Below are 23362 nucleotides of genomic sequence, written 5' to 3' on the forward strand. Positions count from 1 at the left end.
AAGCCACGAAGTACTGCTGGAGTACTAGGAAGCACTGCATGAACGTGCAGGTCATCGCCGATCCGTTCGGCCGACTGTTGGGATGTGGGCCTGGTCGAGGGCGTTGATGACGCCGTGTTCGCGGGCCGCGCGAACATGGTAAACGGCGCTTGGCAGCGCGGGCGAGGCCCACTGTTTCCGTTCCGCGGCCGATGGGAAACGCTATCCGCAGGTCAGCAGGCTGTGAACCGGTCCCGGGCCAAGATCCGTGCTCTCGTCGAACAAGCCATGGCCAGCCTCAAGAACTGGCTGCTCCTCCGCAAACTCCGCTGCTCGACCACTCGTATCGCGCACCTCGTCCAGGCCCTCCTCACCCTGCATCACGCCAGCTCAGCCGCAGGTTGAAAGGCCTCACCCGAAACCCCGGACCAGCGGCGCCCCGACGGCAGCAAGAGGCGGCAGCGGCACGGTGGTGTCGTGCGCCGTTTCGGGAGCTACTTCCCCGGCTGGGTGAACATGAGGATTCTCGGTGTCAGCAGTTCGGAGGAGTCCGGCCCGCGTTCGGTTCCCGGCTTGATGTAGTCGCGCAACGAGGCCATGAACATGCCATGCAGGGCTGGGTCGCCCTCCGCGGAGGTGTTCACGTGTGACGGCAGCATCTGAGTGGTGATCTCGGTGCAGTTCTTCGGCCAGCCGGGCAGGCGCCGGAGCACTGCGCAGTCCCGGGTGAAGTAGTGCACGAAGAATTTGCCACTATTCTTGACCGTGTTCGCATAGCCGTCCGCGGAACCTTTGAGGGTGGTGTCCAGAACGTTCGCCACGCCCATCAGCAACGAGGCGTCGTTGACGGACAGGGCGGTGTAAGTCGCATTGCCAGTTTCGGTGGCGAGAGTGTCGACCACCGCGTAGACCTGTCCGGAATCAAGCGGCAGCGGTGGTGTGAAGAAGTAGGCCGCGTCCTGCTGGTCGCCCAGGCAGTTCATGTTGATCGCGCGGCAGTACGGCCCGATCCACCCGTAGTCCCGCACCAGGTTGGGGATCAGAGAGGATGCCGGCGGCGACTGCGTGCAGTCGTTGGTCAGCAGGTGCGCCGTACTGCTGACACGGTCGCACACCGCGGCGACCAGATTCCCCAGGTCACCTGCCAGGTGGGCCTCGCTGTTCGCCGTTCTCTTCTCGAAGCTCAGCGATCCGTAGCGCCGTACGGGTCCCAGGGAGTCAGGGGCACGTACGCGCAGCACCGTCAGCGGAGGATTCTTTCGCCACGTGTCCGCAGCCTGCTCCTGGCCGGGGTCGGGGACGGCGTACCGGAACGCGGTGAAGAAGTCGATGGCGTCCTTGCCCATGCCCAGCGGCCCGATCGATCCGAAGTTGTCGCGGGCGGGGATCTGCTCGGTGAAGATGTCCTCGCCGGGAACGCCCTGGGCCTGCAAGGCCTGGCGTACGGCGCGGTCGGTGGTGCCGCTGGGGGTGATGATGAAATACCGGTTCTTCTCGAAGGAGTAACCGGATTGCCGTTCCATGACGACGTTGTTGACGGTGTCCCCGAGTGCGGACAGGCTCTGGACCCGCCCCGACCGCCGGTCGTCGGGTGGAATCGTGTCGAACAGGTATTGCATGGGGACAGGCGGATCGGCCGTGCGCTCCCATTTGAGGTAGTCACTGGTCTTCCACTGCCCACGCTGGCTGGATTCCCACGTCTGGAGCCCCATGTAGCGCCCCGGGGGTGGCATTTTCCCGTAGAGCACGATCGCGTCTCGCGGATCGAGCCGGTAGGCCGCCGTGTAGCCGGGCCTCGTCCGGCCGAACGCGTTCACCACGGCGGGATCCACGTACTCGTCCGGCCAGGTCTTCACGACGGGCACCACGTATGGGGCCGCGGGGTTGTTCAGGAAGCAGTTCTTCAGCAGTGGGTAGGTGGCGTCCTTGCAGTCCTGCTGGGTATACAGCCTCGCGTATCCCGGATTGACCTGAAACCCGCTCTTTTGCAGGCCGGCGACCAGCCCCGTGGTGATCGCATCACCGGCCGCGCCTCCCTCCGCGCCGGCCTGGTGCTGACCACACCCGGATATGGCGAGCAGCATCACGCACGTCAGCGGATACCAGGCTCTCGGCGTGACGTGGCCCATGGTCATCCCTCCTGGCCAATTCAATGCCTTAGGGTGCTCGCAGCCACCCCCACATCGAGGACTCTCAGTAGAACGAGTGTCACCATGAGTACGCGCGCGGTGCCACCGGACCGAGGCAGCCGGGCGAGCTTCCGCCATCGGCGACTGCCGCCACAGCGCTGCGCCACAGTGCCATCCATCCGGCTCACCGGCGCCCGGTCGCAGGTCACGGGTTGTCGGCGACGGCTCAAGAGTGATCCAGAGCCACGGCACCGCGACCTGCTCGAACGGCGCCACGCTGCGACCTGCATGCCGAAGCGCCACGGGCGCCCGCCCGCCGTCCACTCGGTCCGCACACCGACCGGGGCGCGAGCAGGTGCGGGCCCGCACCCGTGCGTGGTGACTCACCGAGCGGAGGATGCCGGCGGCGCGGCGATGTACGCCTTCGCGGCGTGAGATGGCCTGCGTTGGCCGTGAGTACCGTCTGGGACGTCTTCACACGTGCAGCGCCGGGCACCAGGCCGCAGCACCACCCGTCGTCCCGTGACCGGGAGACCAGCAGGGAACGGCAGGTAGGACCCGTACACACCCCGCCCGGCTCCCGCAGTCAGGGCACCGAGCCCCGTCGGTCCGACACCTGACACCGACGGCACCGCGACCACGCCGACGGCCACGCCCTCGGCCGCGAGCTCCTCCACCGTCTCCCGCGTCACCGTCCATCACTCCGGCGGGTTCCGCTCGGCCTCCAGCCGCACAGCCAACTCGGCGATCTCCTGCGCGAGTCCAGCCACCCAACACCGCACCGGCGCCTGCCGTTCCTCCAGTTCCCCGATCAAGGAGCCGCACAGCACGGCAATCGCGCAGTTGGCGCCAAATCCGGACACGCAAGGGCCTGGTACCGGTCATTCCCCCCTGCGACGACTCCCGGGGAGCTCCTGCCACTGAGATTCTGCCGGTGCCCCTGTCGTCATGGGGCGTCCAACATCGGGAGGCGTTGTCGTGACCTTCTCTGCAAGATGGTCGATGCTCACGGCGTCGGCAGCGATGGTCGGCGCGATCACACTGGCGCCAAGCCCGGCCGGCGCCGCCGCTGCCTACAACGACTATTTCGGTGTCAACACGGCTGACGGCTGCGGCTCTGTCGACTTCATCGATTACGGTACATGGCCGAACGGCAGTACCAACGACGACTACGCCGTGGTCCACGATACGTGCAGCGACGGCCACGGTGTGAAGGCATACGCCTGGCTCAACGGCTCATACCTCGGTTCCAAGTACAACGGCAACGGGTTGGCGGGGGCCCCCGTGTACTGGGACCCCTTTGGCAACGTGCTGCCGGACGACGAAGTCGGCCTCAAGGTATGTCTCGTGGACGGGGACGCAGACCCCACTCCGTTCGCGTGCTACTCGGCTTCCCAGGTGAGCGTCGACGGCTGACAACTGCTGGACCAGGCACGGTGCTTCTGTGTCGCGAAGCCGCGGGGCGAGAGCCATGCATGGCCGGTGATGCCACGACGGCTACACCGGAACTGTCCGTCCAGCGGGTGAGTTTCACCGTTCTCCGGGCCTTCGCGGACCGGCTCGTCGTCGCCCCGAGACCGGCCGGAAGACGCCTGCGGGCGCGGCGGCGACATCGCCGACGGCCCGGTCCGGGGCGAGAATTCCGGGAGGCCAGGAGTTCAGTGGCCGAGCGGTCCCAAGACATGTGGCGCAGGACGGTGCCGTCGTCTTCTTCGGACAACTCCGCGTCGGCAGGATCGAGGTCCACTTCGACACCCGCGGGTTCGAGCGATCGGCGTATGCGCTGATCTGCCGCAAAGGCGGTCACACCAAGGGCGTCGGGGCCGCCTGAGTCCGGTGCCGGCGAGGGGGAGTCGTCATGCCGCTCGCCTGGACCGCGGGGAGTGGAGGGGCGGTGACGGGATGTTCTGTGCGGGGTTGACCTCAGCGGCCGATTCGACCGTTCTACGCCGGGGATCAGGGCACCAGCACCAGACGGCCGCGCAGCCCACCCGCCGCCATCCTGCGGTGCGCCTCGGCGACCTTGTCCAGCGGTAGGACATCGGCGACCCGCAGACGCAGCCCGGCGGCAGCCAACTCGGCGAGTCGGGGCCGTCCGCGCGAATCCACACGTTGCCCACCCGGATACCGCGCAGCGGCGTCGGTGCGTTGCCCAGCACGCTGACCAGCGCACCCCCACTGCGCACCGCTTCCAGCGCGAGCATGCCCACCGATGCCGCGTCGACCGCGGCGTGCACGCCGCCGGGCACCAGGTCGCGCACCGCTGCGGGCAGGTCCGCATTGCGCGGCACGAAGAACTCCGCCCCGAGATCGCGCACCATTTCCTCGTCGTCGGCGCCCGCGACTGCAACCAGCCGCGCACCGGCCAGCACGGCGAGCTGGACCGTGTAACCGCCCACCGACCCCGCCGCTCCGGTGACCAGCAGTGAGTCGCCGGGCTTGACCGCAGCCACGTCGAGTGCCTGCACGGCGGTGAGCCCGCCCAAGGGCAGGGGCGCTGCAGCCACCAGGTCGGTGCCGGGAGGCACGGCAGCGACCGCGTCGGCGTCCAGCACCACGTACTTGGCCTGCGTCTTGAGAGGCAGCGCCAACCGGTCGGACAGTCCGATCACCGACTCGCCGGGGCGGAAACCGGCGACCTCGGGCCCGAGCGCGTCGACGGTGCCGGCGACGTCCCAGCCGATGCCGATGACCTCGCGGTCCGGGAGCAGGCCGCCCGCGGTGAGCGCGCCGGAGCGGGTTTGGATGTCCACGGGGTTGACAGCCGCAGCGGCGACCCGGATCCGGATCTGGCCGGGCTTCGGTTCCGGTACCGGAACCTCCGCCACCTCAAGGACTTCCGGGCCGCCGAAGGAACGTACGATCACAGCTCTCCTGTCCACAAACCTAGAGGGCGTTGCTCTCCATAGGGAAGTACGCACTTCGGAGTGCGTACCCGACCTTGGAGTGCCATGGCCACCCGCACCGCCGCCCGGCGGCGCTCCGACGAGCGCGCCGCCCACGACGCCTATCTCGCCACCTGCCCGGCCCGGCAGTTGCTGGACCGGATCAGCGACAAGTGGGTGAGCCTGGTTCTCAACGCGCTGGCTGACGGGTCGCTTCGGTACAGCGACCTGAACCGGATCATCGCGGGGGTCAGCCAGAAGATACTCACTCAGACGCTGCGCACCCTGGAACGCGACGGCCTCCTCACCCGCACGGTGACGCCGTCGGTGCCGGTCCGGGTGGACTACCAGCTCACCATGCTCGGCCGCAGCCTGCTGCCATTGATGGCCTCGATCAAGGAGTGGGCCGAGTGCCATATCGAGGAAGTTCAGACCGCCCGCGCGGACTATGACCGGCGTGCGGCTGCGGAACCGAAGGGTGGCCCTCGGCCGTGATCGTGGCCGAGGGCCACCCTCGTGCCTGTGCGGGGAGCGGTAGCGGGACAGCGGCCGGCTGGGCTCAGTGCTTGGTCACGAAGATGTGCGTGGCGGCCTGGGCGGGGAGTTCGGTGATCTGTCCGCCGCTGCCGACCGTCACGCCGCCGGGCGAGGACGTCACGCTCACGACCGCGCTCGCGCCGTTCCGCCCGGGGCCCGGGCCGCTGAGGCTGACCATGCTTTCGTCGAGGAACGGATCCACGGTGCTGTCCTCACCGAGCTCCTCCAGGCCGGGGATCGGGTTGCCGTAGGGCGAGTGCGTCGGGTACCTCGCTCATCACGTGCTCCCAGCGGCAGGCTTCGGCGTGAACCTGCGGCCTCCCGATCGGGCAGCAGATCAACCGGCCGTCGGGTCTCGACATCGACCAGAGCTGTCCCGTAGACGCGGCCCTTGCGCATGGCGTACTCATCGACGCCGACCACCCGCGGGGCTGGCGTCTGCGGGTCAGGTAACGCGTCCACCAACCGCAACACCGCGCTGCGGCTGACGGACACTCCGAAGACCCGCCGTGGTCCAGCTCGCCAAGCGGATAAAGATGGCGCCGGTGCGTGAGGCATCGGTCCGAAGCTGGCAACCCAGGTCTCGAAAGCACGATCTGCTGCAGCTTCTGCCCCTCCTGGTCGGTCAACCTGCGCACACGGACAGGCTCAGCCACCACACCCCCAGCAGTCGGACGGACGGACGTCACCGCACATCCAACCGCTGCAACCGCCAACCCGGCGGACCTATGTGGTCAGAGCACTAGCCTGGGGCGAGGATGACCGCACCGGCGGGCGATGATGCTGCTGGCCTCGGCCGGCGGGAACCGGGTCCCGGTGATCGCGAAGCTGGTGCAGGCCGACGAGGACACCGTCCGCGACGTGATCCACTGGTTCAACGAGATCGGCCTGGCCTGCCTGGACCCTCGGTGGGCGGGAGGCCGTGCGTCGAACTCAACCGCTCGGTCCACCTGCTGTGCCGCCGGGTCAGCCCAGACAGCTGCTCGACGAACGTCCGCCGTCCGCATGAATCGTCCGGACAGAAGAACCTGCGGACCCGAAGGCAGAGGACCACCCGTCGTCCCGCACCGGGTACGTCGGCGGGAAACCGCAGGTAGGAGCCGTGTATTCGGGCCGATCGGCTCCCACAGTCAGGACACGCTGCCTCAGCAGCCGTACTTCGGGCCCCGATAATTGTCGCCTCGTCGTTCACGTCCACCGACAGCACCGCCACGTCCGCGATGGACGGGAACAGCAGCTCCTCCAGCCGGAGCGACTCCTCTTCCACGACTCCGCACTGTCGACCACACCAAGGTCGGCACCGGTCATTTTCAGGCAGGTTCCCGAAGGTCGATCCGAGCGTCGGTCGTCACTCAGCGTGCCCGCTTCACGGAAAGCGAGCCAGAACCACTTCTCGTGAACGTCCGCTGGCCCTCTGACCACCAACCGTAAATGAGACGATTCCGCCAGTCGCTACGGGCGACCGGTCCGAGATCGGCGTCGAGCGCATCGAGCACTGCCTCGCCGTTTGCCCTCGCCCACTCGGTCAGCATGTGGATCGGATCGATCAGCGTCGCCCCGAGCGGGGTGAGTTCGTACTCGACGCGGGGCGGCACCTCGGCGTAGGCGCGGCGGCTGACAAGTCCGTGCACCTCCAGCCGCCGGAGCGCGTCTGGGTGAGCATCTTGCGGGAGATTCCGCCGATCAGCTCGATCAGCTCGCCTTGGCGCACCGGGCCCTTGCTGAGGTCGTAGAGCACGACCACCGTCCACTTGTCCGCGATGAGCTCCACCGCCAGACGTGCCGGACACGAGGTGTTCGGGATGCCGCTGTTCCCGCGGGCGGCGAGCGCGTACGCCGAGGTCGTGTCGGCGCCCGCGTTGCATCTGGCGCGCAAGCCGGCGCCGCTCTCGCACGTCGAGGCGTCGGCGCTGCCGGTCGTCGGGCTGACGGGGTGGCAGGGCCTCGTCGACCTCGGCGGCGTGACCGAGGGCGACCGCGTGCTGGTCCACGGCGGTGGTGGTGGGGTCGGCCACGTCGCGGTCCAGATCGCGAAAGCGCTCGGCGCGTACGTGATCGCGACCGCCAGTGGGAGCAAGCGGGAGTTCGTCGAGGGGTTCAGCGCCGACGAGGTGATCGACTACACGGCGGTCGACTTCACCGAGGCCGTCCGCGGCATCGACGTCGTGCTCGACACGATCGGCGGCAACCGTCGAGCGGTCGCTCGGAGTGCTCCGCCCAGGCGGTCACCTGGTGACGGCGGTCGCCGAGGAGGATTCGGAGCTCGCCGCCATGTACGAGGCGGCCGGCATGCGCTTCAGCGGCATCGCCGTCGACCCCGATCCGGTCGCCCTGCGAGGTCTCGTCGAGCTCGTCGAACAGGGCAGGCTCCGGGTCCACGTGCAGGAGACGTTCCCGTTCGAGCGCGCCACCGACGCGCACCGGCTGCTCGACGGCGGTCACCTCCGGGGCAAGCTCGTCCTCACCGTGTGAACAGGGCCGGCTCGGTGAGGTCGCCGCGATCGAGGAAGCCCTCTCTCCCCCGCCGAGCAGAATACGCTCGCCGCCATGCGCGACATCGCGGTCCTGCACACCACCGTCCACCTGGGCGTGCCCGATCTCCGCGGTGGCGTCGCGCATCGGCTCCGAGCGGCGAAACACGGATGCGAAGCAGCAGTCCTGAGTACTACAACGAGGGGATGACCGTCTTCCTCTGTTCCAGGTGCGGCACCGCGATCACGCCGGAGCTGGCCGAGCTTGCCACCGTCCCCGACGTCTCCGACGACGAGCGCGACCGGGACAAGAAGACACGCCGGGCACCTTCCACCGTTCCGCGGGGCCACTACGCGATCGATCCCGAACCCTGGGGACCTCCCTACGTCGTGCAGGACGATCAAGGGGACCCGAAGCCTGTCCATGCGCGCGGACCTGTGGTCTCGCGCGAAGAAGGGTTCGTCGTCTCGGCCGGCACGCGAGACACCGTGCTGCTGCATCCCGACGACGCGGCCGGCCTCCGGCCCCTGCCCAACTGGGAGAACAGCACGGGGTGCTGCGGACCGACAGGCGACGAAGGACTCAACCGGGCCTGCCCCTGCGGCGCTCCGGTCGCGACCCTCGCGGCCGACTGCTTCGGGCCCTACGAACTGCACCTCGACCCCGTCCGGACCTCCGCGTTCTCCCGGTGAGACCGCGGAGCGCGCGGCGACGGTGCACTCGACGCAGCCCGACGGAGCGCGGCGCCCCACGGTTTGGTCCTCAACGCGCTCGTGCCTGAGCCGGCTTCGCTCCTCGGCACAGCCCAGGGCAGTGGTCAGGCGTTCAGGAACTGGTGGAACTGCTTGTCGAACTCCCGCGGGTCCTTGCTCAGCGAGGCCTCGACCATTGCGGTGAACTCGTCGACGACCACCTCGAAGGCGTCGGCCTCCACACCGTCGAGGGTGATACGGGCGACATCGGCTGGGTCCGCCTTGGGTATGTCGTAACCCTTCATCAGATCGGTGTCTGCGGCCCCGAGATGGACCGAGGTGACGAGCCTGCGTGAGCGGCCAGTTCCTGGCGCAGCGCTCTGCTCATGCTCCAGACGGCCGCCTTCGAGACCACGTAGGCGCTGCTGCCGGGGAAGACGAACCAGGACGCCGAGGAGGCGATGTTCACGATCGAGCCCCCGCCGTTCGCTGCGAGGACAGGCGCGAAGGCACGGGCCATCGACAGCGTGCCCCAGAAGTTCACGTCCAGCACGGCGCGGACCGCCCGCAGATCGCCGAGCAGGGCGCCGCCTCCGATGCCGGCATTGTTGACCAGCAGGTTCACGTCGTCCGCCACGCGGGCCGCGGCTGCCACGGCGTCCGGGTCGGAGATGTCCAGGGCGAGGACCTCGACGCCGTCGAGATCGACGGACTCGGGGCGACGGGCAGTCGCGTAGACCTGCGCGCCTCGCTCGACGAGTTGGGCGGCGATCAGCACCCTGCCCAGGGCACACGATCGGCTCAAGGAGCTGATCCGCCTCACCGCCCAGTACGAGAGCTCTCCGGCGACCTGCTCGGCGAGCACGGACGTCGCCGCATCGCCCACGTCACCTCGGCGACGCTGACGGCCGTGCGGAAGGCTGTTCCCGCGGAGCCAACGACACGCACAGCGAGGTCGGGAAGGCGGGCTCCACGCGCTCCACGTCCCGGCAGCCTCCGGTCGAGCTCCGGATGATCGGCTCCCAGCCGGACTTCTTCGCCCGGAAGTACCAGCGGTCGCCCAGCCGGGACGCGCAGGCGGGGTCCGTCGGGTCGTCGCAGGCCGGTCCCGTGCGCCAGGAGAAGTCCAGCACCAGCCACCTGCCGTCGCACTTCTCCGAGTCCCGGTACGTGTGCTCGGGCGCGCCGACCGCCATCAACGCCTGGTCGTAGGAGGCGGCGGTGCAGCCGGTGGCCGGCGGTGTGCAGCCCAGCTTCCCGCACAGCCGCAGCGCTGGCGGCCTGGCCCCGTCGGCGGTGAAGCGCGTGAAGTTGTCGACGATCACGTCGCGGTCGCCCAACGACTCGGGCAGCCTGACCCGTGCCGTGGCGGTGCGCTCCTCGGTGCACCCGGAGCCCCGGTCCCCGGACGGTGAGGTGAAGGTGACCTGCACCCGCACGAGGTCCGTCATCGGGTCCGTGAGCACCGCCTTGAGCTTGCGCACGCACGCGCGTGCACCACTGGGCACCCGCGCGTCGAGGAACAGCGTGCGGCGGTCTCCACCGACGCGGACTCCGGTGACGGCGGAGGGCCCCATCGTGGTCCACGGGATCGGTCGGGTCGTCGCCGACGGCGGTGCCCCTCCGTCCCCCTGACCGGCCGTCTGTGTCCCGCACGCCCCGAGAAGAAGCACGGTGACGGCACAGAGCCAGGCCGCCGCAGCCGCTCGACACGTTCCGGCTGATCGCAACACTTTCCGTCCCCCGCCCTGCACCGACGTCGCCCCAGGCAATATAGGGCTCGGAGAGGGTCACACGTGCCCCGGCCGCCGTGGTGGCCCGCGTCGGCCTGCATCGGGACGGTGTAGCCGAGGTGGTGGAGCCTCCCCACCAGGGAGGTGTCGGCAGGACCACCCGCTCATCCGGTGTCCAGGCCCAGCGACGAGCAGCGCCGAGAGCGGCAGGATTCACGTCGTCGGCGACGAACCGACGAGAACCCACCACACCGACTCGGGGGACACCCATGAACGAAGCCGTCGCCAGGCGCCTGACGGGTATCGCGGGCATCGCCACCGCTGCCGCCCTCATCGTCGAAGTACCCCTGTACTTCGTCCACTCGGGCCCGCCACCGGACTCGAACGTCCTGACCAGGCTGCTGATCGGAATCATCGCGCTGGCGTTCCTGATCGTGTTCGTGACGGCCTTCCGCGAACTCGTCAAGCGGGTGAACCCCGACTACGAATGGGCCGGCACGATGGCCTTCGCCGCCGGACTGGTCTATGCGACGGTCACCCTGGTCTCCAGCGGGTTGGAGACCGGCGCGGTCATCGCCGCCGACCACCCGATCGACCCGACCGTCACGGTCAGCGGCACCTACGTCCTCTACGGGTCCATCGGCCGCCTCGTGCTCGCGCTCTTCCTGACCGCCGTGGGCTTCGGGATCTCCCGTACGAACCTGCTGCCGCGCTGGACCGCCCGCTCCGCCTACCTCCTGGCAGGCGTCAACCTGGTCTTCGTACCGTCCCTGTTCTTCGGCAACACCCCCGCGCACTTCTACGCGGCCAACGGCTGGGGCACCACCGCCCTGATGGGCGCGATCCTGAGCTACTGGATGCTGGCCCTGGGCATCTCCGCCTACCGCAGCGCCGCACGACGTGTGCCCGTCGGCTCACCCGCCCGGCAGCACTGACGCCACCGGCGCAGCAGCCCGTCGCGGTGCCCGGCCCTCGGTCCGGGCACCGCAGCTTGCCGCGTGCCCCTCCGGCTCCGGCCCCACCACGCTCGCCGGCGCAGCCCCGGGCCGCGTCGGCCGGGGGTGCCGCGCAGGGTGTTCAGACCCCGCGGGCGTCGATTCCCAGCAGGCGCAGGTACAGGGCGTTGAGCGTGTCCACGGTGTTCTCGAAGTGCGCCGGATCGGTGATCCGGTGCCGCGCGAACCGCGCGAACATCCCGAGAACGGCGTCGGCGACCGCTTCGGCGTCCGCCGCCGGATCGGCCCGACCGGCAGCGGTGAGCCGCTCCACATAGCGGATCATCCGCCGCCGCGGCCTCTCCTGGATCTCCGTCCAGATCACCCCGATCTCGGGGTCGGCGAGGGCCTGGTGCTCGATGACCGTGAGCAGATCGAGGTGCTGGGTATAGGCGGCGAGGAAGGCGGCGCTGGACGCCCGGCCGAGGGCCACCGGGTCGTCCTCGTCGACGCCGGGCACCTCGTGCGCGGCGAGGAACTCGTCGCGCACCGCCGCGGCCACGGACGTGAAGATGTCCGCCTTGGAGGTGAAGTACAGATAGAACGATGCACGGGAGACATGCGCCGCCTGGGTGATGTCGGCGATGGTGGTCCGCGTGTACCCGTGCGCGGCGAAGACATCCTCCGCGCAGCTCAGGAGCCTGGTCCGGGTTTCGTGGTCCTTTCCCTCCCGTGAGGTGCGCGCCCGTGCCCAGGCTGCCTCTTCCGTCATGATGGGCCGTGCCCGCGTTCGTCGAGGATCTGCCGGCGCAGCTTGTACTTCTCGATCTTGCTGGTCGGGGTGCGGGGTAGGTCCTTCACCATGCGTACGATACGTGGCCGCATGTACGTGGGCATCGCCGCGCGCGCGTGGTCGTGCACGTCCTGGACGGTGAGCCGGGTGCCTTCGGCCGGGACGACGAAGGCGACGACGACGTCCTCGTCGCCCTCCTCGGACGGGACGGCGAACACGGCGCAGTACCGGACCCCGGGAAGCTGGTTGATCACGTCTTCGACCTGGTACGACGAGAGGTTCTCGCCGCGGACCCGTATGCGGTCGCCGAGCCGGTCCACGAAGTAGAGCAGCCCGTCCTCACCGCGCACCGCGGCATCCCCGGTGTGCAGCCAGAGGTTGCGCCACGCGGTGACCGTCGCCTCCGGTCCGCCCAGGTACTCGAAGCGCGCAGACGTGGATGGAGTTCCGCGACGTCGGCGACGTGGTCATGGGCGTTCGGGGCGGTGCGTACACCACCAGCGGTGGCGGTGCCTGCAGTTGGTCCACCACGTCGTTGACCGCGGGCAGCAGCCGGGCGTCGGTGACGAGCAGCGAGGGTGCGGTGTCGTTGAGCTGGTAGGCGAGAAGCCGGCCGGTGAATCCGAAATTCACCGGGCAGTAGACGGCTCCGGCTTTCCAGATGCCGAACATCAGCAGCGCGGCGATGTACGAGTTCGTGGTCAGCACGCTGACCCGGTCGCCCTTCGCGATGCCGTGCGCGGCCAGGTTGCCCGCGATGTGATCGCTGATCCGGCCGAATTCGGCGTAGGTGTGGGTGATCCGGTCCTCGCCGTAGTGCAGGAACACCCGGTCCGCGCGAGTGCGGGCCCAGTGGTCGAGGCGCTCGGTGACGATGTCGCCGTCGGCCTGCAGGAGGGCGAGCAGTGCGTCGTTGTCCACCGTGATTCCTCTCTCGGGGATCTCAGGGGCGGGTGCCGAAGGCGGGCCGGCCGAGAAGCGTGGGGATCAGCCGGTACGCGTCGCGCACCCAGTCGCACAACAGCGGCCGGCTGTCCCGGGGATCGATGACGTCCTGGACGCCGAACCTCTCCGCGGTGCGGAACGGTGATCCCACGTTGGCGAGTTCGGTGCGCAGGCGGTCGGACTCGGCGGCAGGGTCGTCGGCGGCCTCGATCTGTGCGCGGAAGGCCGCCTCGACACCGCCCTGCACGGGCAGTGACCCCCAGTCGCCGGACGGCCAGGCCCAACTGCGCATGGCCCGGTGACGGTTGACGATGCCGGCGCCGCCGACGCCGTAGACACGGCGCACGATGAGTTCGGCCTGCGGCACCCGGGCCTGGTAGACGGCGCTGATGGCGCGTGCGCCGTGCCGGATGGTGCCTCGTCGTTCGGCGGCCAGTCCGATGGTCATGCCCGCTTGATCGGTGAGGCTCACGACGGGCAGGTGGAAAGTCTCGCACAGGTCGACCAGCCGCGTGACCGCGAGCGCTCCCTCGACCGACATGGTCGCGCCCTGGCTGGGGTCGGCTGCGATCACGCCGACCGGATGGCCGTCGAGTCGGGCGAGTGCGGTGACGGTGCCCCCGCCGTATTCGGCGTAGGTGAACACCGAGCCTGCATCGAAGATCGCTTCGAGGACCGGTCCGATGGCGTACGGGCGGCGCTTGTTGTGCGGAATCGCCGACAGCAGGCAGTCCTCGCGGCGATCGGCCGGGTCGGTCCCCGGCAGCACGGGAGGCCCCTCGTACACGCTCCGGGGAAGATACGACAGGAAGGCCCTGATCACCTCGAACGCGGCGTCCTCGGACTCGACCACCCGCTCGACGGCTCCGCTGGCGCGGTGCACTTCGGTTCCACCCAGTTCGTCCTTGGTGAGGATCTCACCGGTGGCGCTGCGCACCAGGGGTGGCCCGGCCGTGAAGAGCTGACCGACGCCGTCGACCATGACCGCCAGGTGGGACATGACCAGCCGTGCCGCGCCGAGACCTACCGTCGGCCCCAGGCAGGCGGCCACGACCGGGACCATCGACAGGTTGTCGACCACCGCGTCCCACGCCGGGTTGATCGGGACGTAGGTGTAGCCGGCGTCGAGGGCCATCTTCACGCTGCCGCCCCCGCTCTGACCGTCGAGCAGCCGAACCATCGGCAGCCGCATCTGATGCGCGTACTCCTCGAGGTAGATCTGCTTGGCGTGGATCGCCGCGTCGCCCGCACCGCCGCGCACCGTGAAGTCGTCGACACCGAGCACCACCTTGCGTCCGTCGAGGTGTGCGGTGCCCGCGACGAAGTTGGTCGGGGCCACCGACACGGCCGCGCCGCGCTCGTCACGCGCGGCGAAACCCGACAGCGCGCCGATCTCGGCGAAGCTCCCGGGGTCGGCCAGCGCGGCGATCCGTTCCCGGGCGGTCATGCGGCCGGTGCCGTGTTGGCGGGCGATCTTCTCCGGCCCGCCCAGGGCGCGGGCGAACGCCTCGCGCCGTGCGATCTCCTCGACCTCGGCCGACCAGTCCTCGTCCACGTCCTGTTCGCCGGCCCGGGAGTCGCCCGCAGCGGGATCTCCAGGGAGCGTCGCCGCCTCGGTCGCCTCGACCAGCATGAGGGGTGCACCTGCCTCCACGACGTCGCCCGGAGCGGCCAGGAGCCGCAGCACGTGCAGGTCGCCGTCCGCACGGAGCGCGTGCTCCATCTTCATCGCCTCGAGCACCAGCAGCGGGGCCGAGGCCGGCACGTCCGTACCGGCCTCGGCGGAGACGGAGACGACCACGCCGGGCATCGGCGCCCGCACCGCGTCGGCTCCTTCGGGCAGGGCCCGTGTCGCCTCGTGCGCGACCGGTCCGGACGGTGCCGTGTCGGCGGGGTCCGCGGCGAACGGGGCGGCGGGCGCGAGGTGCGAGGCGAAGCCGGCGAGACGGGCCGGAAGGTAGGAGGTGTCCCATGCGCCGGTCAGGAAGTCGGGGTCGGTGAGGATCGCGTGCAGCAGCGCCCGGTTCGTCGCGACGCCGTCGATGCCGCACTCGGTGACCGCCATGGCGGCGCGGCGCGCGGTGTCCGCGAAGTCGTTCCCGACGGTAATGATCTTGGCGAGGAGGGGGTCGTAGCGGGGGCCGACGGTCCATCCGGCATAGCCCGCGGTGTCGACGCGTACCCCCGGCCCGGAGGGCAGGGTGAAGCCGGTGATCGTACCCGTCGCGGGGTACGGATCTCCGGAACGGTCCAGCTTCTCCGCGTGGAGACGGGCCTGGAGGGCGAAACCGCGGACGGCCGGGGGTTCGGCCAGACCGCAGTCGGACAGACGGGCTCCCCGAGCGAGGCGGATCTGGGTGCTCACCAGGTCGACTCCGGTGACCGCCTCGGTGATCGTGTGCTCGACCTGCAGGCGCGGATTGGCCTCCATGAACCAGAACTCGTCACCGTCGAGGAGGAATTCGACCGTGCCGATGCCGCGGTAGCCCGCAGCGGCCGCCAGACGTGTCGCGGCGGCGATGATCCGCCGTCGGGTGTGCGGGGCGAGCGAGGGGCTCGGAGCGACCTCGATCAGTTTCTGATGGCGGCGCTGGATGCTGCAGTCGCGCTCCCACAGGTGACTGACGCCACCGTGGGTGTCGGCGACTATCTGTACCTCGATGTGCCGGGCGTCGGAGAGCAGTTTCTCCACGTAGAGCGCGCCGTCGCCGAAGGCGGCGCGGGCCTCCGAGGCACAGCGGTCGAACGCCTCCCCGAGTTGCGCGGCGTCGTGCACCTCGCGCATGCCCCGCCCGCCGCCGCCCGACAGCGCCTTGACCATCATCGGGCCGTGCGCCTCGAAGAAGGCGCGCGCCTCCTCAGCCGTGGTGGGCCCGGACGATCCGGGAGGCACCGGAATCCCGGCCTGTTCGGCGACGCGGCGGGCCGCCACCTTGTTGCCGAGCCGGGCGAGCACCTCTGGCAGGGGCCCGATGAACCCGACTCCGGCTTGCTCGCACGCCCGCGCGAAATCGGCGTTCTCGCTGAGGAAGCCGTACCCGGGATGGACCAGATCGGCGCCGCACGAGGCCGCCGCCGCGACCACGGCCTCGATGTCGAGGTACGCGCCGGGTCCCGTCCCGGGCAGCGGGAGGGCGAGGTCGGCGCGCAGGACGTGCAGGGCGCGGGCGTCGTCCTGCGCGTGGACGGCGACCGCCGTATCGCCCAGGAGATGGATCGCCCGGATGATCCGGACCGCTATCTCTCCCCGGTTCGCCACCAGAATCCTGGCCATGCCGCTCCCCACTGACACTGACGTCACTGTCAGCGCCTTGTATAGCACGCCGCCACGGCCGGACCGACCCCGCCCGGTCGCCGGCCCCGGCGCGAGAACGTCAGCCGCGGCGAGCGACTGCCGTGCCGAACGACTGCTGCGCCGAGCGACCGCCGCGCCTCACGGAGGGGTTGGAGAGCCGCGCACGGCGGCCCCGCCCGTCGGGGGCGACCCCTGCCGGGTGGTCGGTCACCTGCTCCCGTGGGCCGCCGCATGTTACAGTACGGGTTAGTAGAAACAATGTTTTTTCGTTTCTATGGGCTCCGGTCGCGTCCGGCGGCCGGACTTGTGGTGCCCGGGCGCCGGCGGACACGGCCGGCCCACCCCGGAAAGGATTTCCGTTGACCAAGCGCCGCGATCTCCCGCTCGTCTATTCCTGCTCCGGCTGCTCGAGCGCCGCGCAGATGACGAACTGGCTCGCCGTCCAGCTCGACCGCCGCGGTGTCGCGGAGATGTCGTGCATCGCCGGGGTCGGGGGCGACGTCCCCAGCCTCGTGCGCAAGGCGACCAGCGGCCGGCCCGTCATCGCCATCGACGGCTGTGTCCTGCAGTGCGCACGCAACTGCCTCGCCCGCCACGGCGTGGCGCCGACGGTGCACCACCTGCTCAGCGACGACGGCGTGCGCAAGCGGCTCGGGGAGGACTTCGACGAGTCACAGGCGCAGACAGTGCTCGGCGGATTGCTCACCCGCCTCGGCAGCGAGCTGAGCCCCCAGGGGCGGTGACGGGGATGTCCGCCTCGACCGACAGGACCCGTGCGACGCGCGGGACCGACGCTCCCCGCCCGGCGCCGCCCGCCCGGCGACGACGTCGCGGCCAGTGGATCCCGCCTCAGCACGGCGCCTGGGCCATGCTGCTCGTCCCCTACGTGGCCGGCCTGATCGCCGTGGGCTTCTCCTGGGTGCAGCTGCCGCTGCTCCTCGCCTGGGTCGGCGGCTACATGCTGTCCTACTTCGCTCTGCTGGCGGTCAAGACGCACCGCCCTGGCCGGGTCCGCGCCCAGCTCGTCTTCTACGGGAGCGTCACCCTGGCGGCCGGGGTCACGGTACTCGTCGCGCGGCCGCGGCTTCTGCTCTTCGCGCCGGTCTTCGCCGTGGTCCTCGCGGTCAACGGGCTCTTCGCCTCGGCCCGGCGCGACCGTGCTCTGGCCAACGGCCTGGTCTCCGTCGTGGCGGCGACGCTCATTCTGCCCGTCGTCGCCGTGGCCGGCGGGACGGCACCCTGGCAGGTCACCGCCACGTTCCTGGTGACGCTTCTCTACTTCACCGGGTCGCTCCTGTTCGTCAGGACCACCATCCGAGAACGAGGCAACCGGCGGATGCTGGCCGTCTCGGCCGGCTTCCACGTCGTCGCGCTCGGGGCGGCGGCATGGCTGGCACCCCTGTACGCCGTGCCCTTCACCGGGTATCTGATCCGCGCGGCCGTCCTGCCGCAGCGCGCTCTCACCCCCAAGAGCATCGGCATCGTCGAAATGCTGTGCTCCGTCGTGCTCCTCGCGACCGTCGCCCTGGTAACGGCCTGACGCCCCTGCGAGGCCCGGTCGGGGCGGCCTGATACCGGCCCCGCAACTCCTCGGCGACGGCGCCGAACTGACGCTCCCGTGACGAGCCGGCACCGCGGACGTCACGCGGCAGTCCCGTCGGTGCGCCGGTGGCTGACTGCATGAGAAGCTCGGGCAGTGACGGGTGGAGGGCGCGTGGATCGGAGTGAGGACGACATCCTGGCTGAGGAGCTTGCTGCTCTGGGGGCCGTGGGCGGCGGCAGCGGTGGCTTGACCCGGCTTGTGGCCAAGTGGATGAAGAAGAACGTCCATGAGATCGACCTCGTCGTCCCCCTGCCGTTCGACGATGCCGTCAAGCGTGTCGTGAACGTGCTCGGACGAGCCGGGCGAATGGTGGAACCCGTGCATGTCGAGCCCGGCAGGAACCTGGGGACGATCCGTGTCGTCGCCGGCGGAGGTGCCGGTGGCTTGAATCCTGTAGTGGTCACTGCCCTGGTGACCGAGGACGGGGCGGGCGGCTCGAAGGTCAGGCTTCGCGCAGCCGCCAAGGAAGGCTTGATCAAGCAGCGAGCGGGCGAGAAGACCGCCGCCCGTCTTGCGGCGTCGCTGAGTACGTAGCGCGGATCAGGCATGACGAGCGAGGCGTCCGGGACGGACCCTCCGGACGCAACCCGGCCCACGGCAGGGCGTTCGGCCTGGTCGGTGGAGGCGGAGGCGGCCTTAGGCTCTTCGGCCGCTCACCGGACCGTGGCCGGCGGTTCGGAGATCGGTCGTCGGCCTCACTCGGCGCGCTGCCCGACACGCAGCACGCTCAGACAGCGGCGTGGCACTCGATCCCCCATCCGCGTGCGGATGCGCTCGGCAACGGCGTCGAGCAGGGGCTCACGGACGTCCCGGTCGAGCCTGCGATACAGCGACGTCGAGCGAAGGAGATCGGCGAAGCCGTCGCCGTCGAACCACTGAACGGTCGGGTACCGGCGCACGGTCGTCGGACCGAACAGTCCTCCGGGGTCGCTGTCCGGGCCCCAGCCCTCGTCGACGAGGCCTACGCCGTCCTCCAGCGGCGGATGCCCCCAGCCCGGGTTGCCGGGGCAGAACCGCTCGTGGAGATCGGCGGTCTCCGCGTACACTTCCGGCTCTCCCGGCCGGCGGACGACGACGTTGCCGAGCAGCGCCATCCATCCTCCGGGACGCAGCACGTCGTGCGCATGCTGCCACCCGACCGACGGGTCGACCCAGTGCCACGACGACGCGGCCACGAGAACATCGAAACGCCGACCGCGGTCGTCCCACTCCTCGAACGTCGACGTCTCGACTTCGACGTTGCGGAAGGAAGCAGTCCGACGGCGAGCGAGCGCGGCCATGTCTGCGCCCGGCTCGACGGCGGTCACCGAGCATCCGAGCGCGGCCAACGAGCGCGTCGCCTGACCGGTGCCGCAGCCCACCTCCAGCACCGACGAGTCGTCGTCCATGCCGGTGACGGCGACAAGGTCCGCGAACAGCTCGTCGGGGTACCCCGGGCGGACCCGGTCGTAGAGCTCCGCCACCTCGTTGAACACCCTGCCGAGGTGGTGAGGATTCGGGTGCGTCTCCGGGTCATCGGTCACGAACGCACAACCTATGGGGCCGTCCACGAAGACACCATCGGATTACCGGCAGCCGCCGCCCACCCCTCCACAGTTTCACCTGTTGTCGTGAGGATGACCTCATCGGGGCCGGTGCTCCCAGCGGCGGTCGGTGCGCGTCAACTCGCGGAAGCCCGACGCGAGCAGAAGGTCGACGGCGGCACGGTCGTCGGCCCGCTCGTACGCGAGAAGGCGATCGACTCCGCACAGGCGGAGCCAGTCGGCGGCCTGGGCCAGCAGCCGGCGCTCCAGCCCCTCGCCGTGGGAGCCGGGGGTGATGTGGAGATTGCCGATGTCGGCAAGGGCCTTGGCCCTGGCGTGGCGTTCCGGCCGGGCCAGGGCCGTGTCGACCTCGATGAAGCCGAGGCTGCGTCCCTGCCCGTACGCCGTGAAGCGGGTGCCGCACTCCCCCACGGTTCGGTCGACCGTGACGCCCGGGCGGGGTTCGAGCCGCGGCAGATCGGCGACGTGTGCGATCAGCACCACCTCCGTGTCGCCGGTGTGCCGGAAGTCCGCGCGCTCGTAGGCGGCGCGGATGTGCGGCCAGACACGCGGCAGTCCGTACACGGCCGGCGCGGGCAAGGCGCCGTCGGCGTATCGAACGCGGACCTGCCACCGGGCCAGTTGGGCCAGGCACGCGGCCATCAACACGTCCGCGGCCTCCTGTGTGCCGGGCCGGAAGGATGCCGGCGGGAAGAAGACGAACCAGTCGATCACGCCCGCGTCCCGGTAGTCCTCGCCGACCTCGGCGTCGGCGCGGTGGCGCAGCAGATGGCCCGCGGCGACCACGTGCCGGTGCTGCTCGGCGACGAGCGTGACCCGCTCGCTCACCCACGCGTCGGTGATGAACTCCTCCGGCTGCCGCCCCAAGGCGCTGAGAACGGTGTTCACGGACACGGAGACGCCGGGGACGACGGCGGCGATGTGGGCGTTCACCAACTCGGTCAGCTGGTCGCGGTCGTCGCGGTGGAACGGGCGCACCTCGGGCATGCGTGACCTCCGGTCGAAGAAAGGTGTCGGAAGGCCGCCATGCGATGCGGTACGAGCCGAGGATACGGCGGTACGACGACAGAGTGCGACCGGGTTCCGCCACGCCTCGAGGGTGACGATCACCCCGTCCGAGCGGGCTCCCTCCGCGCTCGGACGAAGGGCGACCGACGGCCGTCCCCGGGACGGCGTTCACCCCTGCTGCCCGGCGTCGATCTCGGCGAGGAGGGCCTTCGGTGCGGGTCTTGGTCTCGTCGCGGATCGGGCGGACGGACTCGACGCCCTTGCCCGCCGGGTCCTGCGCCGCCGCACCGCCGAGGACGGGAGCCGGACGGCTAGGAGACGGCCGGGCTGCGGCGCTCGACGAGGAGGACGTCGCGCCAGACGCCGTGGTGGCGCCCGATGCGCTCCCGCGTCCCGATGACTCGGAAGCCGACGCGCCGGTGGACGGCGAGACTGGCGGTGTTCTCGGGGAAGATCCCGGACTGGACGGTCCAGACACCGGCCCGCTCGGTGGAGTCGATCAACGCCTTCAGCAGGGCCGAGGCGACACCACGGCCCCGGGCGGCGGGGTGGACGTAGACGGAGTGCTCGACCACTCCGGCGTACGCGCACCGGTCGGAGACCCTGGTCGCCGCGACCCAGCCCAGCACCGCCCCGTCCTCGTCCAGGGCGGCGAAGCGGTGCTCCGCCAGTTTCGACGCGTCGAACGCCTCCCAGGTCGGCGCGCTGGTCTCGAAGGTGGCGTTGCCCTCGTCGATGCCGATCTGGTAAATGGCCAGGACCTGCTCGGCGTGCTCGGCGGTCAGCGGCACGATCACCGCGCTCACGGCTGCGCTGCTCAACTGCGGCTCCTTCTCCCTCTTCTCGCTGGGCGTCATGCCACGGCCGGCGCCGTCAGGGAACCCCCGCAGGCAGCAGGGCGCGGCGGTCGGCGGGCTCCAGCGGAAGCACCCTCGGACTCGAGACAGGCATTCGACACACGTCTATGTTGACATATGTCGAACCAGGTGGGCGACGGGCACAGACGGCGCATCGGGCCGGAGAGGCGAGGCGGGCCGACACGGAACGTGAAGCGGGCCCACGCTTCGACGTGCGTCTATGTTGACGTACGTCGAAACAGACTGGCATGCTGGTCACCCCGGGATATCGACAGACATCGAAACAACAGAGGAGTCGCCGTGAACGCGCCCACCGCCGAGCTGCCCGTCGTCGTGATCGGAGCCGGACCGGCCGGTCTGGCCGCCGCCGCCCACCTCGTCGACCGCGGCCTCACCCCGCTCGTCCTGGAAGCCGGCCCCGCCGCCGGTACCACCGTGCGCGAGTGGTCGCATGTGCGGCTGTTCTCCACCTGGGCCGAAGTGGTGGACACGGCCGCCGAGAAGCTGCTCGCTGCGACCGACTGGACGCGTCCCGACCCGGCCGCCTACCCCTCGGGCGGCGACTGGGCCGAGCAGTACCTGCAGCCGCTCGCCGACGCCCTCGGCGACCGCGTACGCCTGGGCGTCACCGTCACCGGTGTCTCCCGAGCCGGCCGCGACCGGATCGTCGACGCCGACCGCGAGGCCCAGCCCTTCGTCGTACACGTCACCCATGCCGAGGGCCGCGAAGAGCGGATCTTCGCCCGCGCCGTCATCGACGCCTCCGGAACCTGGACCACGCCGTCCCCGGCCGGCGCCGACGGTCTGCCCGCGCTCGGCGAGAAGGCCGCGGCCGACCACGTCGCCTACCGTGTCCCCGACCTCAGGGACCCGGCCGTCCGCGCCCGGTACGCGGGCAGGCGCACCGCCGTGATCGGCTCCGGCGCCTCCGCGTTCACGGCGCTCGTCCTCCTCGCCGACCTGGCCGGCTCCGACGACGGTGCCGGTACGAAGGCGCTGTGGATCCTGCGCCGGGGCATCTCGGGCTCCACCTTCGGCGGCGGCACGGCCGACCAGTTGCCCGCACGCGGCGCCCTGGGCCTGGCGGCGAGGGCAGCCGTCGACGAGGGGCATGCCGACGCGGTCACCGGCTTCCGCACCGAGGCGATCGAACGGCACACCGACGGACGCCTCGTGCTGGTCGGCGAGGACGGCCGGCGGCTGGAGCCGGTGGACGAAGTGATCGTGCTGACCGGGTTCCGGCCCGACCTGTCGTTCCTGTCGGAGGTCCGCCTGAACCTGGACGAGCGTCTCCAGGCCCCCGCCGCCCTGGCCCCGCTGATCGATCCCAACCAGCACTCCTGCGGCACGGTCTACCCCCATGGCCACCGCGAACTCTCGCACCCGGAACAGGACTTCTACCTCGTCGGCATGAAGTCCTACGGCCGCGCCCCGACGTTCCTGGCCATGACGGGCTACGAGCAGGTCCGCTCCGTCGTCGCCGCCGTCGCCGGGGACCTGGAGGCCGCCGACCGCGTCGAACTCAGCCTGCCCGAGACCGGCGTGTGCGGCGGGGCCGGTCTCTTCGACGACCCGGAGGCGGACGACGCCACGGGCGGAGGCTGCTGCGCTCCCGCACCGCAGCTCGTCCAGCTCGGCGCACCGACCGCGACCGTGGCCGCGGTCCCCGTCGAAGAGGCTCCGGCGGGCGGCTGCTGCGGCGGCTCGTGACCGACCCCGGGACGTGCGCGTGGGGCCACGACCGGCTCGCGGGGCTGGTGGGCACCCCACCACGATCCGACTCGCGGGGCTGGTGGGCATCCCGCCACGACCGGTCGTGGCCAGGGACAGCGCCCGGTGCCGCACCCCGGGACGCGCGCCGTCCCCGACGACCCGGATCGCGGCGGCGCCCACGAGCCCGCTCCGACGGCCCCGGCGCCTCTCGTGAACGCAGGCCGGCCGGCGCCGGCCGCAGC

At 70.5% G+C, this 23362-nt stretch carries 21 protein-coding genes and 8 pseudogenes; 12 read left to right on the top strand and 17 right to left on the bottom strand.

What is annotated here, in order from left to right; translation table 11 throughout:
- Positions 1-81: 81 nt before the first annotated feature.
- A pseudogene (locus tag ACFYMU_RS28150) lies at positions 82-180 on the bottom strand (IS5/IS1182 family transposase); the annotation flags it as partial.
- Here ACFYMU_RS28150 and ACFYMU_RS28155 point away from each other — a divergent pair.
- Positions 178-384 (top strand): annotated as a pseudogene (locus ACFYMU_RS28155) (transposase family protein); the annotation flags it as partial. The pseudogenes ACFYMU_RS28150 and ACFYMU_RS28155 overlap by 3 nt on opposite strands.
- An 89-nt stretch (positions 385-473) precedes the next feature.
- Here ACFYMU_RS28155 and ACFYMU_RS28160 read toward each other — a convergent pair.
- Positions 474-2108 carry a hypothetical protein gene (locus ACFYMU_RS28160; protein ID WP_388378801.1) on the bottom strand — a complete coding sequence of 545 codons (1635 nt, stop codon included), beginning with the start codon at positions 2106-2108 and terminating at the stop codon, positions 474-476.
- 698 nt (positions 2109-2806) lie between these two features.
- The gene (locus tag ACFYMU_RS28165) at positions 2807-2971 is read right to left on the bottom strand and encodes a hypothetical protein (protein WP_388378804.1); all 165 of its coding nucleotides are present in this window, start codon (positions 2969-2971) and stop codon (positions 2807-2809) included.
- 115 nt (positions 2972-3086) lie between these two features.
- On the opposite strand from ACFYMU_RS28165, the gene ACFYMU_RS28170 reads away from it, so the two are divergent.
- Both ACFYMU_RS28170 and ACFYMU_RS28175 read left to right on the top strand, forming a co-directional pair.
- On the top strand, positions 3087-3524 hold the full coding sequence (locus ACFYMU_RS28170; protein ID WP_388378807.1) for a hypothetical protein: 438 nt from the start codon (positions 3087-3089) through the stop codon (positions 3522-3524).
- Between the two features lie 268 nt (positions 3525-3792).
- Positions 3793-3939 (top strand): hypothetical protein, encoded by a 147-nt coding sequence (locus ACFYMU_RS28175; protein ID WP_388378810.1) that lies wholly within the window; start codon positions 3793-3795, stop codon positions 3937-3939.
- A 125-nt stretch (positions 3940-4064) separates the two neighbouring features.
- Here the strand turns inward: ACFYMU_RS28175 and ACFYMU_RS28180 are convergent, their stop codons facing one another.
- Together ACFYMU_RS28180 and ACFYMU_RS28185 are read right to left on the bottom strand one after the other, a co-directional pair.
- Positions 4065-4217 (bottom strand): zinc-binding dehydrogenase, encoded by a 153-nt coding sequence (locus ACFYMU_RS28180; RefSeq protein WP_388379043.1) that lies wholly within the window; start codon positions 4215-4217, stop codon positions 4065-4067.
- 107 nt (positions 4218-4324) lie between these two features.
- Positions 4325-5110 (bottom strand): annotated as a pseudogene (locus ACFYMU_RS28185) (NADP-dependent oxidoreductase); the annotation flags it as partial.
- Between ACFYMU_RS28185 and ACFYMU_RS28190 the strand changes: the two are divergent.
- On the top strand, positions 5060-5488 hold the full coding sequence (locus tag ACFYMU_RS28190; protein WP_388378813.1) for a winged helix-turn-helix transcriptional regulator: 429 nt from the start codon (positions 5060-5062) through the stop codon (positions 5486-5488). The pseudogene ACFYMU_RS28185 and the gene ACFYMU_RS28190 sit on opposite strands and share 51 nt — an antisense overlap.
- A 64-nt stretch (positions 5489-5552) precedes the next feature.
- On the opposite strand, the pseudogene ACFYMU_RS28195 reads toward ACFYMU_RS28190, so the two are convergent.
- A pseudogene (locus ACFYMU_RS28195) lies at positions 5553-5844 on the bottom strand (dihydrofolate reductase); the annotation flags it as partial.
- 463 nt (positions 5845-6307) lie between these two features.
- Between ACFYMU_RS28195 and ACFYMU_RS28200 the strand changes: the two are divergent.
- Positions 6308-6454: pseudogene (locus ACFYMU_RS28200) on the top strand (helix-turn-helix domain-containing protein); the annotation flags it as partial.
- Here the strand turns inward: ACFYMU_RS28200 and ACFYMU_RS28205 are convergent.
- Positions 6405-6797, bottom strand: coding sequence for a transposase family protein (locus tag ACFYMU_RS28205; RefSeq protein ID WP_388378816.1), 393 nt, complete (start codon positions 6795-6797; stop codon positions 6405-6407). The pseudogene ACFYMU_RS28200 and the gene ACFYMU_RS28205 sit on opposite strands and share 50 nt — an antisense overlap.
- A gap of 181 nt (positions 6798-6978) precedes the next feature.
- A pseudogene (locus ACFYMU_RS28210) lies at positions 6979-7334 on the bottom strand (winged helix-turn-helix transcriptional regulator); the annotation flags it as partial.
- On the opposite strand from ACFYMU_RS28210, the pseudogene ACFYMU_RS28215 reads away from it, so the two are divergent.
- Positions 7309-8002 (top strand): annotated as a pseudogene (locus ACFYMU_RS28215) (NADP-dependent oxidoreductase); the annotation flags it as partial. The pseudogenes ACFYMU_RS28210 and ACFYMU_RS28215 overlap by 26 nt on opposite strands.
- Before the next feature lie 170 nt (positions 8003-8172).
- Entirely contained in the window at positions 8173-8694 is a 522-nt protein-coding gene (locus ACFYMU_RS28220; protein ID WP_388378819.1) for a hypothetical protein, read from the top strand.
- Positions 8695-8819: 125 nt separating this feature from the next.
- Here ACFYMU_RS28220 and ACFYMU_RS28225 read toward each other — a convergent pair.
- Both ACFYMU_RS28225 and ACFYMU_RS28230 read right to left on the bottom strand, forming a co-directional pair.
- Positions 8820-9517: pseudogene (locus ACFYMU_RS28225) on the bottom strand (SDR family NAD(P)-dependent oxidoreductase).
- A 64-nt stretch (positions 9518-9581) separates the two neighbouring features.
- The gene (locus tag ACFYMU_RS28230; RefSeq protein ID WP_388378822.1) at positions 9582-10178 is read right to left on the bottom strand and encodes a hypothetical protein; all 597 of its coding nucleotides are present in this window, start codon (positions 10176-10178) and stop codon (positions 9582-9584) included.
- Between the two features lie 518 nt (positions 10179-10696).
- Here ACFYMU_RS28230 and ACFYMU_RS28235 point away from each other — a divergent pair.
- Complete coding sequence (locus tag ACFYMU_RS28235; protein WP_388378824.1) at positions 10697-11362, top strand: hypothetical protein; 666 nt, start codon at positions 10697-10699, stop codon at positions 11360-11362.
- A gap of 142 nt (positions 11363-11504) precedes the next feature.
- Here ACFYMU_RS28235 and ACFYMU_RS28240 read toward each other — a convergent pair whose 3' ends face one another.
- From ACFYMU_RS28240 to ACFYMU_RS28255, 4 genes are read right to left on the bottom strand one after another with little or no spacing between them, the layout of a single operon-like run.
- Positions 11505-12134 (bottom strand): TetR/AcrR family transcriptional regulator, encoded by a 630-nt coding sequence (locus ACFYMU_RS28240; RefSeq protein ID WP_388378827.1) that lies wholly within the window; start codon positions 12132-12134, stop codon positions 11505-11507.
- Positions 12131-12505, bottom strand: a complete 375-nt coding sequence (locus tag ACFYMU_RS28245) for a hypothetical protein (protein ID WP_388378830.1) — start codon at positions 12503-12505, stop codon at positions 12131-12133. The genes ACFYMU_RS28240 and ACFYMU_RS28245 overlap by 4 nt, the downstream gene beginning before the upstream one ends.
- Positions 12495-13076 carry an AMP-binding protein gene (locus ACFYMU_RS28250; RefSeq protein WP_388378833.1) on the bottom strand — a complete coding sequence of 194 codons (582 nt, stop codon included), beginning with the start codon at positions 13074-13076 and terminating at the stop codon, positions 12495-12497. The genes ACFYMU_RS28245 and ACFYMU_RS28250 overlap by 11 nt, the downstream gene beginning before the upstream one ends.
- Before the next feature lie 22 nt (positions 13077-13098).
- Positions 13099-16374 (bottom strand): carboxyl transferase domain-containing protein, encoded by a 3276-nt coding sequence (locus ACFYMU_RS28255; protein WP_388378836.1) that lies wholly within the window; start codon positions 16372-16374, stop codon positions 13099-13101.
- A gap of 380 nt (positions 16375-16754) precedes the next feature.
- Here ACFYMU_RS28255 and ACFYMU_RS28260 point away from each other — a divergent pair, with 380 nt between their 5' ends.
- From ACFYMU_RS28260 to ACFYMU_RS28270, 3 genes are all read left to right on the top strand, one after another.
- Positions 16755-17138: a putative zinc-binding protein gene (locus ACFYMU_RS28260; protein ID WP_388378838.1), complete on the top strand. Its 384-nt coding sequence runs from the start codon at positions 16755-16757 to the stop codon at positions 17136-17138.
- A 5-nt stretch (positions 17139-17143) separates the two neighbouring features.
- Positions 17144-17935, top strand: coding sequence for a YwiC-like family protein (locus tag ACFYMU_RS28265; protein WP_388378841.1), 792 nt, complete (start codon positions 17144-17146; stop codon positions 17933-17935).
- 174 nt (positions 17936-18109) lie between these two features.
- Positions 18110-18532, top strand: a complete 423-nt coding sequence (locus ACFYMU_RS28270) for a hypothetical protein (protein ID WP_388378844.1) — start codon at positions 18110-18112, stop codon at positions 18530-18532.
- 161 nt (positions 18533-18693) lie between these two features.
- On the opposite strand, the gene ACFYMU_RS28275 is transcribed toward ACFYMU_RS28270, so the two are convergent.
- From ACFYMU_RS28275 to ACFYMU_RS28285, 3 genes are all read right to left on the bottom strand, one after another.
- Positions 18694-19521 carry a class I SAM-dependent methyltransferase gene (locus tag ACFYMU_RS28275; protein WP_388378847.1) on the bottom strand — a complete coding sequence of 276 codons (828 nt, stop codon included), beginning with the start codon at positions 19519-19521 and terminating at the stop codon, positions 18694-18696.
- A gap of 99 nt (positions 19522-19620) precedes the next feature.
- Entirely contained in the window at positions 19621-20529 is a 909-nt protein-coding gene (locus ACFYMU_RS28280) for an N-acetyltransferase (RefSeq protein WP_388378849.1), read from the bottom strand.
- Between the two features lie 332 nt (positions 20530-20861).
- Complete coding sequence (locus ACFYMU_RS28285; protein ID WP_388378852.1) at positions 20862-21371, bottom strand: GNAT family N-acetyltransferase; 510 nt, start codon at positions 21369-21371, stop codon at positions 20862-20864.
- A gap of 336 nt (positions 21372-21707) precedes the next feature.
- Between ACFYMU_RS28285 and ACFYMU_RS28290 the strand changes: the two genes are divergently transcribed.
- Positions 21708-23117 carry an FAD-dependent oxidoreductase gene (locus ACFYMU_RS28290; RefSeq protein WP_388378854.1) on the top strand — a complete coding sequence of 470 codons (1410 nt, stop codon included), beginning with the start codon at positions 21708-21710 and terminating at the stop codon, positions 23115-23117.
- The last annotated feature ends 245 nt before the right edge of the window (positions 23118-23362 follow it).

Origin of the sequence: Streptomyces sp. NPDC007264, from assembly GCF_042869095.1 — a bacterium.
In the GTDB taxonomy this organism is placed as follows: domain Bacteria; phylum Actinomycetota; class Actinomycetes; order Streptomycetales; family Streptomycetaceae; genus Streptomyces.

Bases quoted from the DNA above. Each gene is read 5' to 3' on its own strand.
- ACFYMU_RS28220 (WP_388378819.1), top strand. From the start codon at position 8,173: ATGCGAAGCAGCAGTCCTGAGTACTACAACGAGGGGATGACCGTCTTC.
- ACFYMU_RS28240 (WP_388378827.1), bottom strand. From the start codon at position 12,134: ATGACGGAAGAGGCAGCCTGGGCACGGGCGCGCACCTCACGGGAGGGA.
- ACFYMU_RS28265 (WP_388378841.1), top strand. From the start codon at position 17,144: ATGTCCGCCTCGACCGACAGGACCCGTGCGACGCGCGGGACCGACGCT.
- ACFYMU_RS28255 (WP_388378836.1), bottom strand. From the start codon at position 16,374: ATGGCCAGGATTCTGGTGGCGAACCGGGGAGAGATAGCGGTCCGGATC.
- ACFYMU_RS28160 (WP_388378801.1), bottom strand. From the start codon at position 2,108: ATGGGCCACGTCACGCCGAGAGCCTGGTATCCGCTGACGTGCGTGATG.
- ACFYMU_RS28190 (WP_388378813.1), top strand. From the start codon at position 5,060: ATGGCCACCCGCACCGCCGCCCGGCGGCGCTCCGACGAGCGCGCCGCC.
- ACFYMU_RS28235 (WP_388378824.1), top strand. From the start codon at position 10,697: ATGAACGAAGCCGTCGCCAGGCGCCTGACGGGTATCGCGGGCATCGCC.
- ACFYMU_RS28280 (WP_388378849.1), bottom strand. From the start codon at position 20,529: ATGCCCGAGGTGCGCCCGTTCCACCGCGACGACCGCGACCAGCTGACC.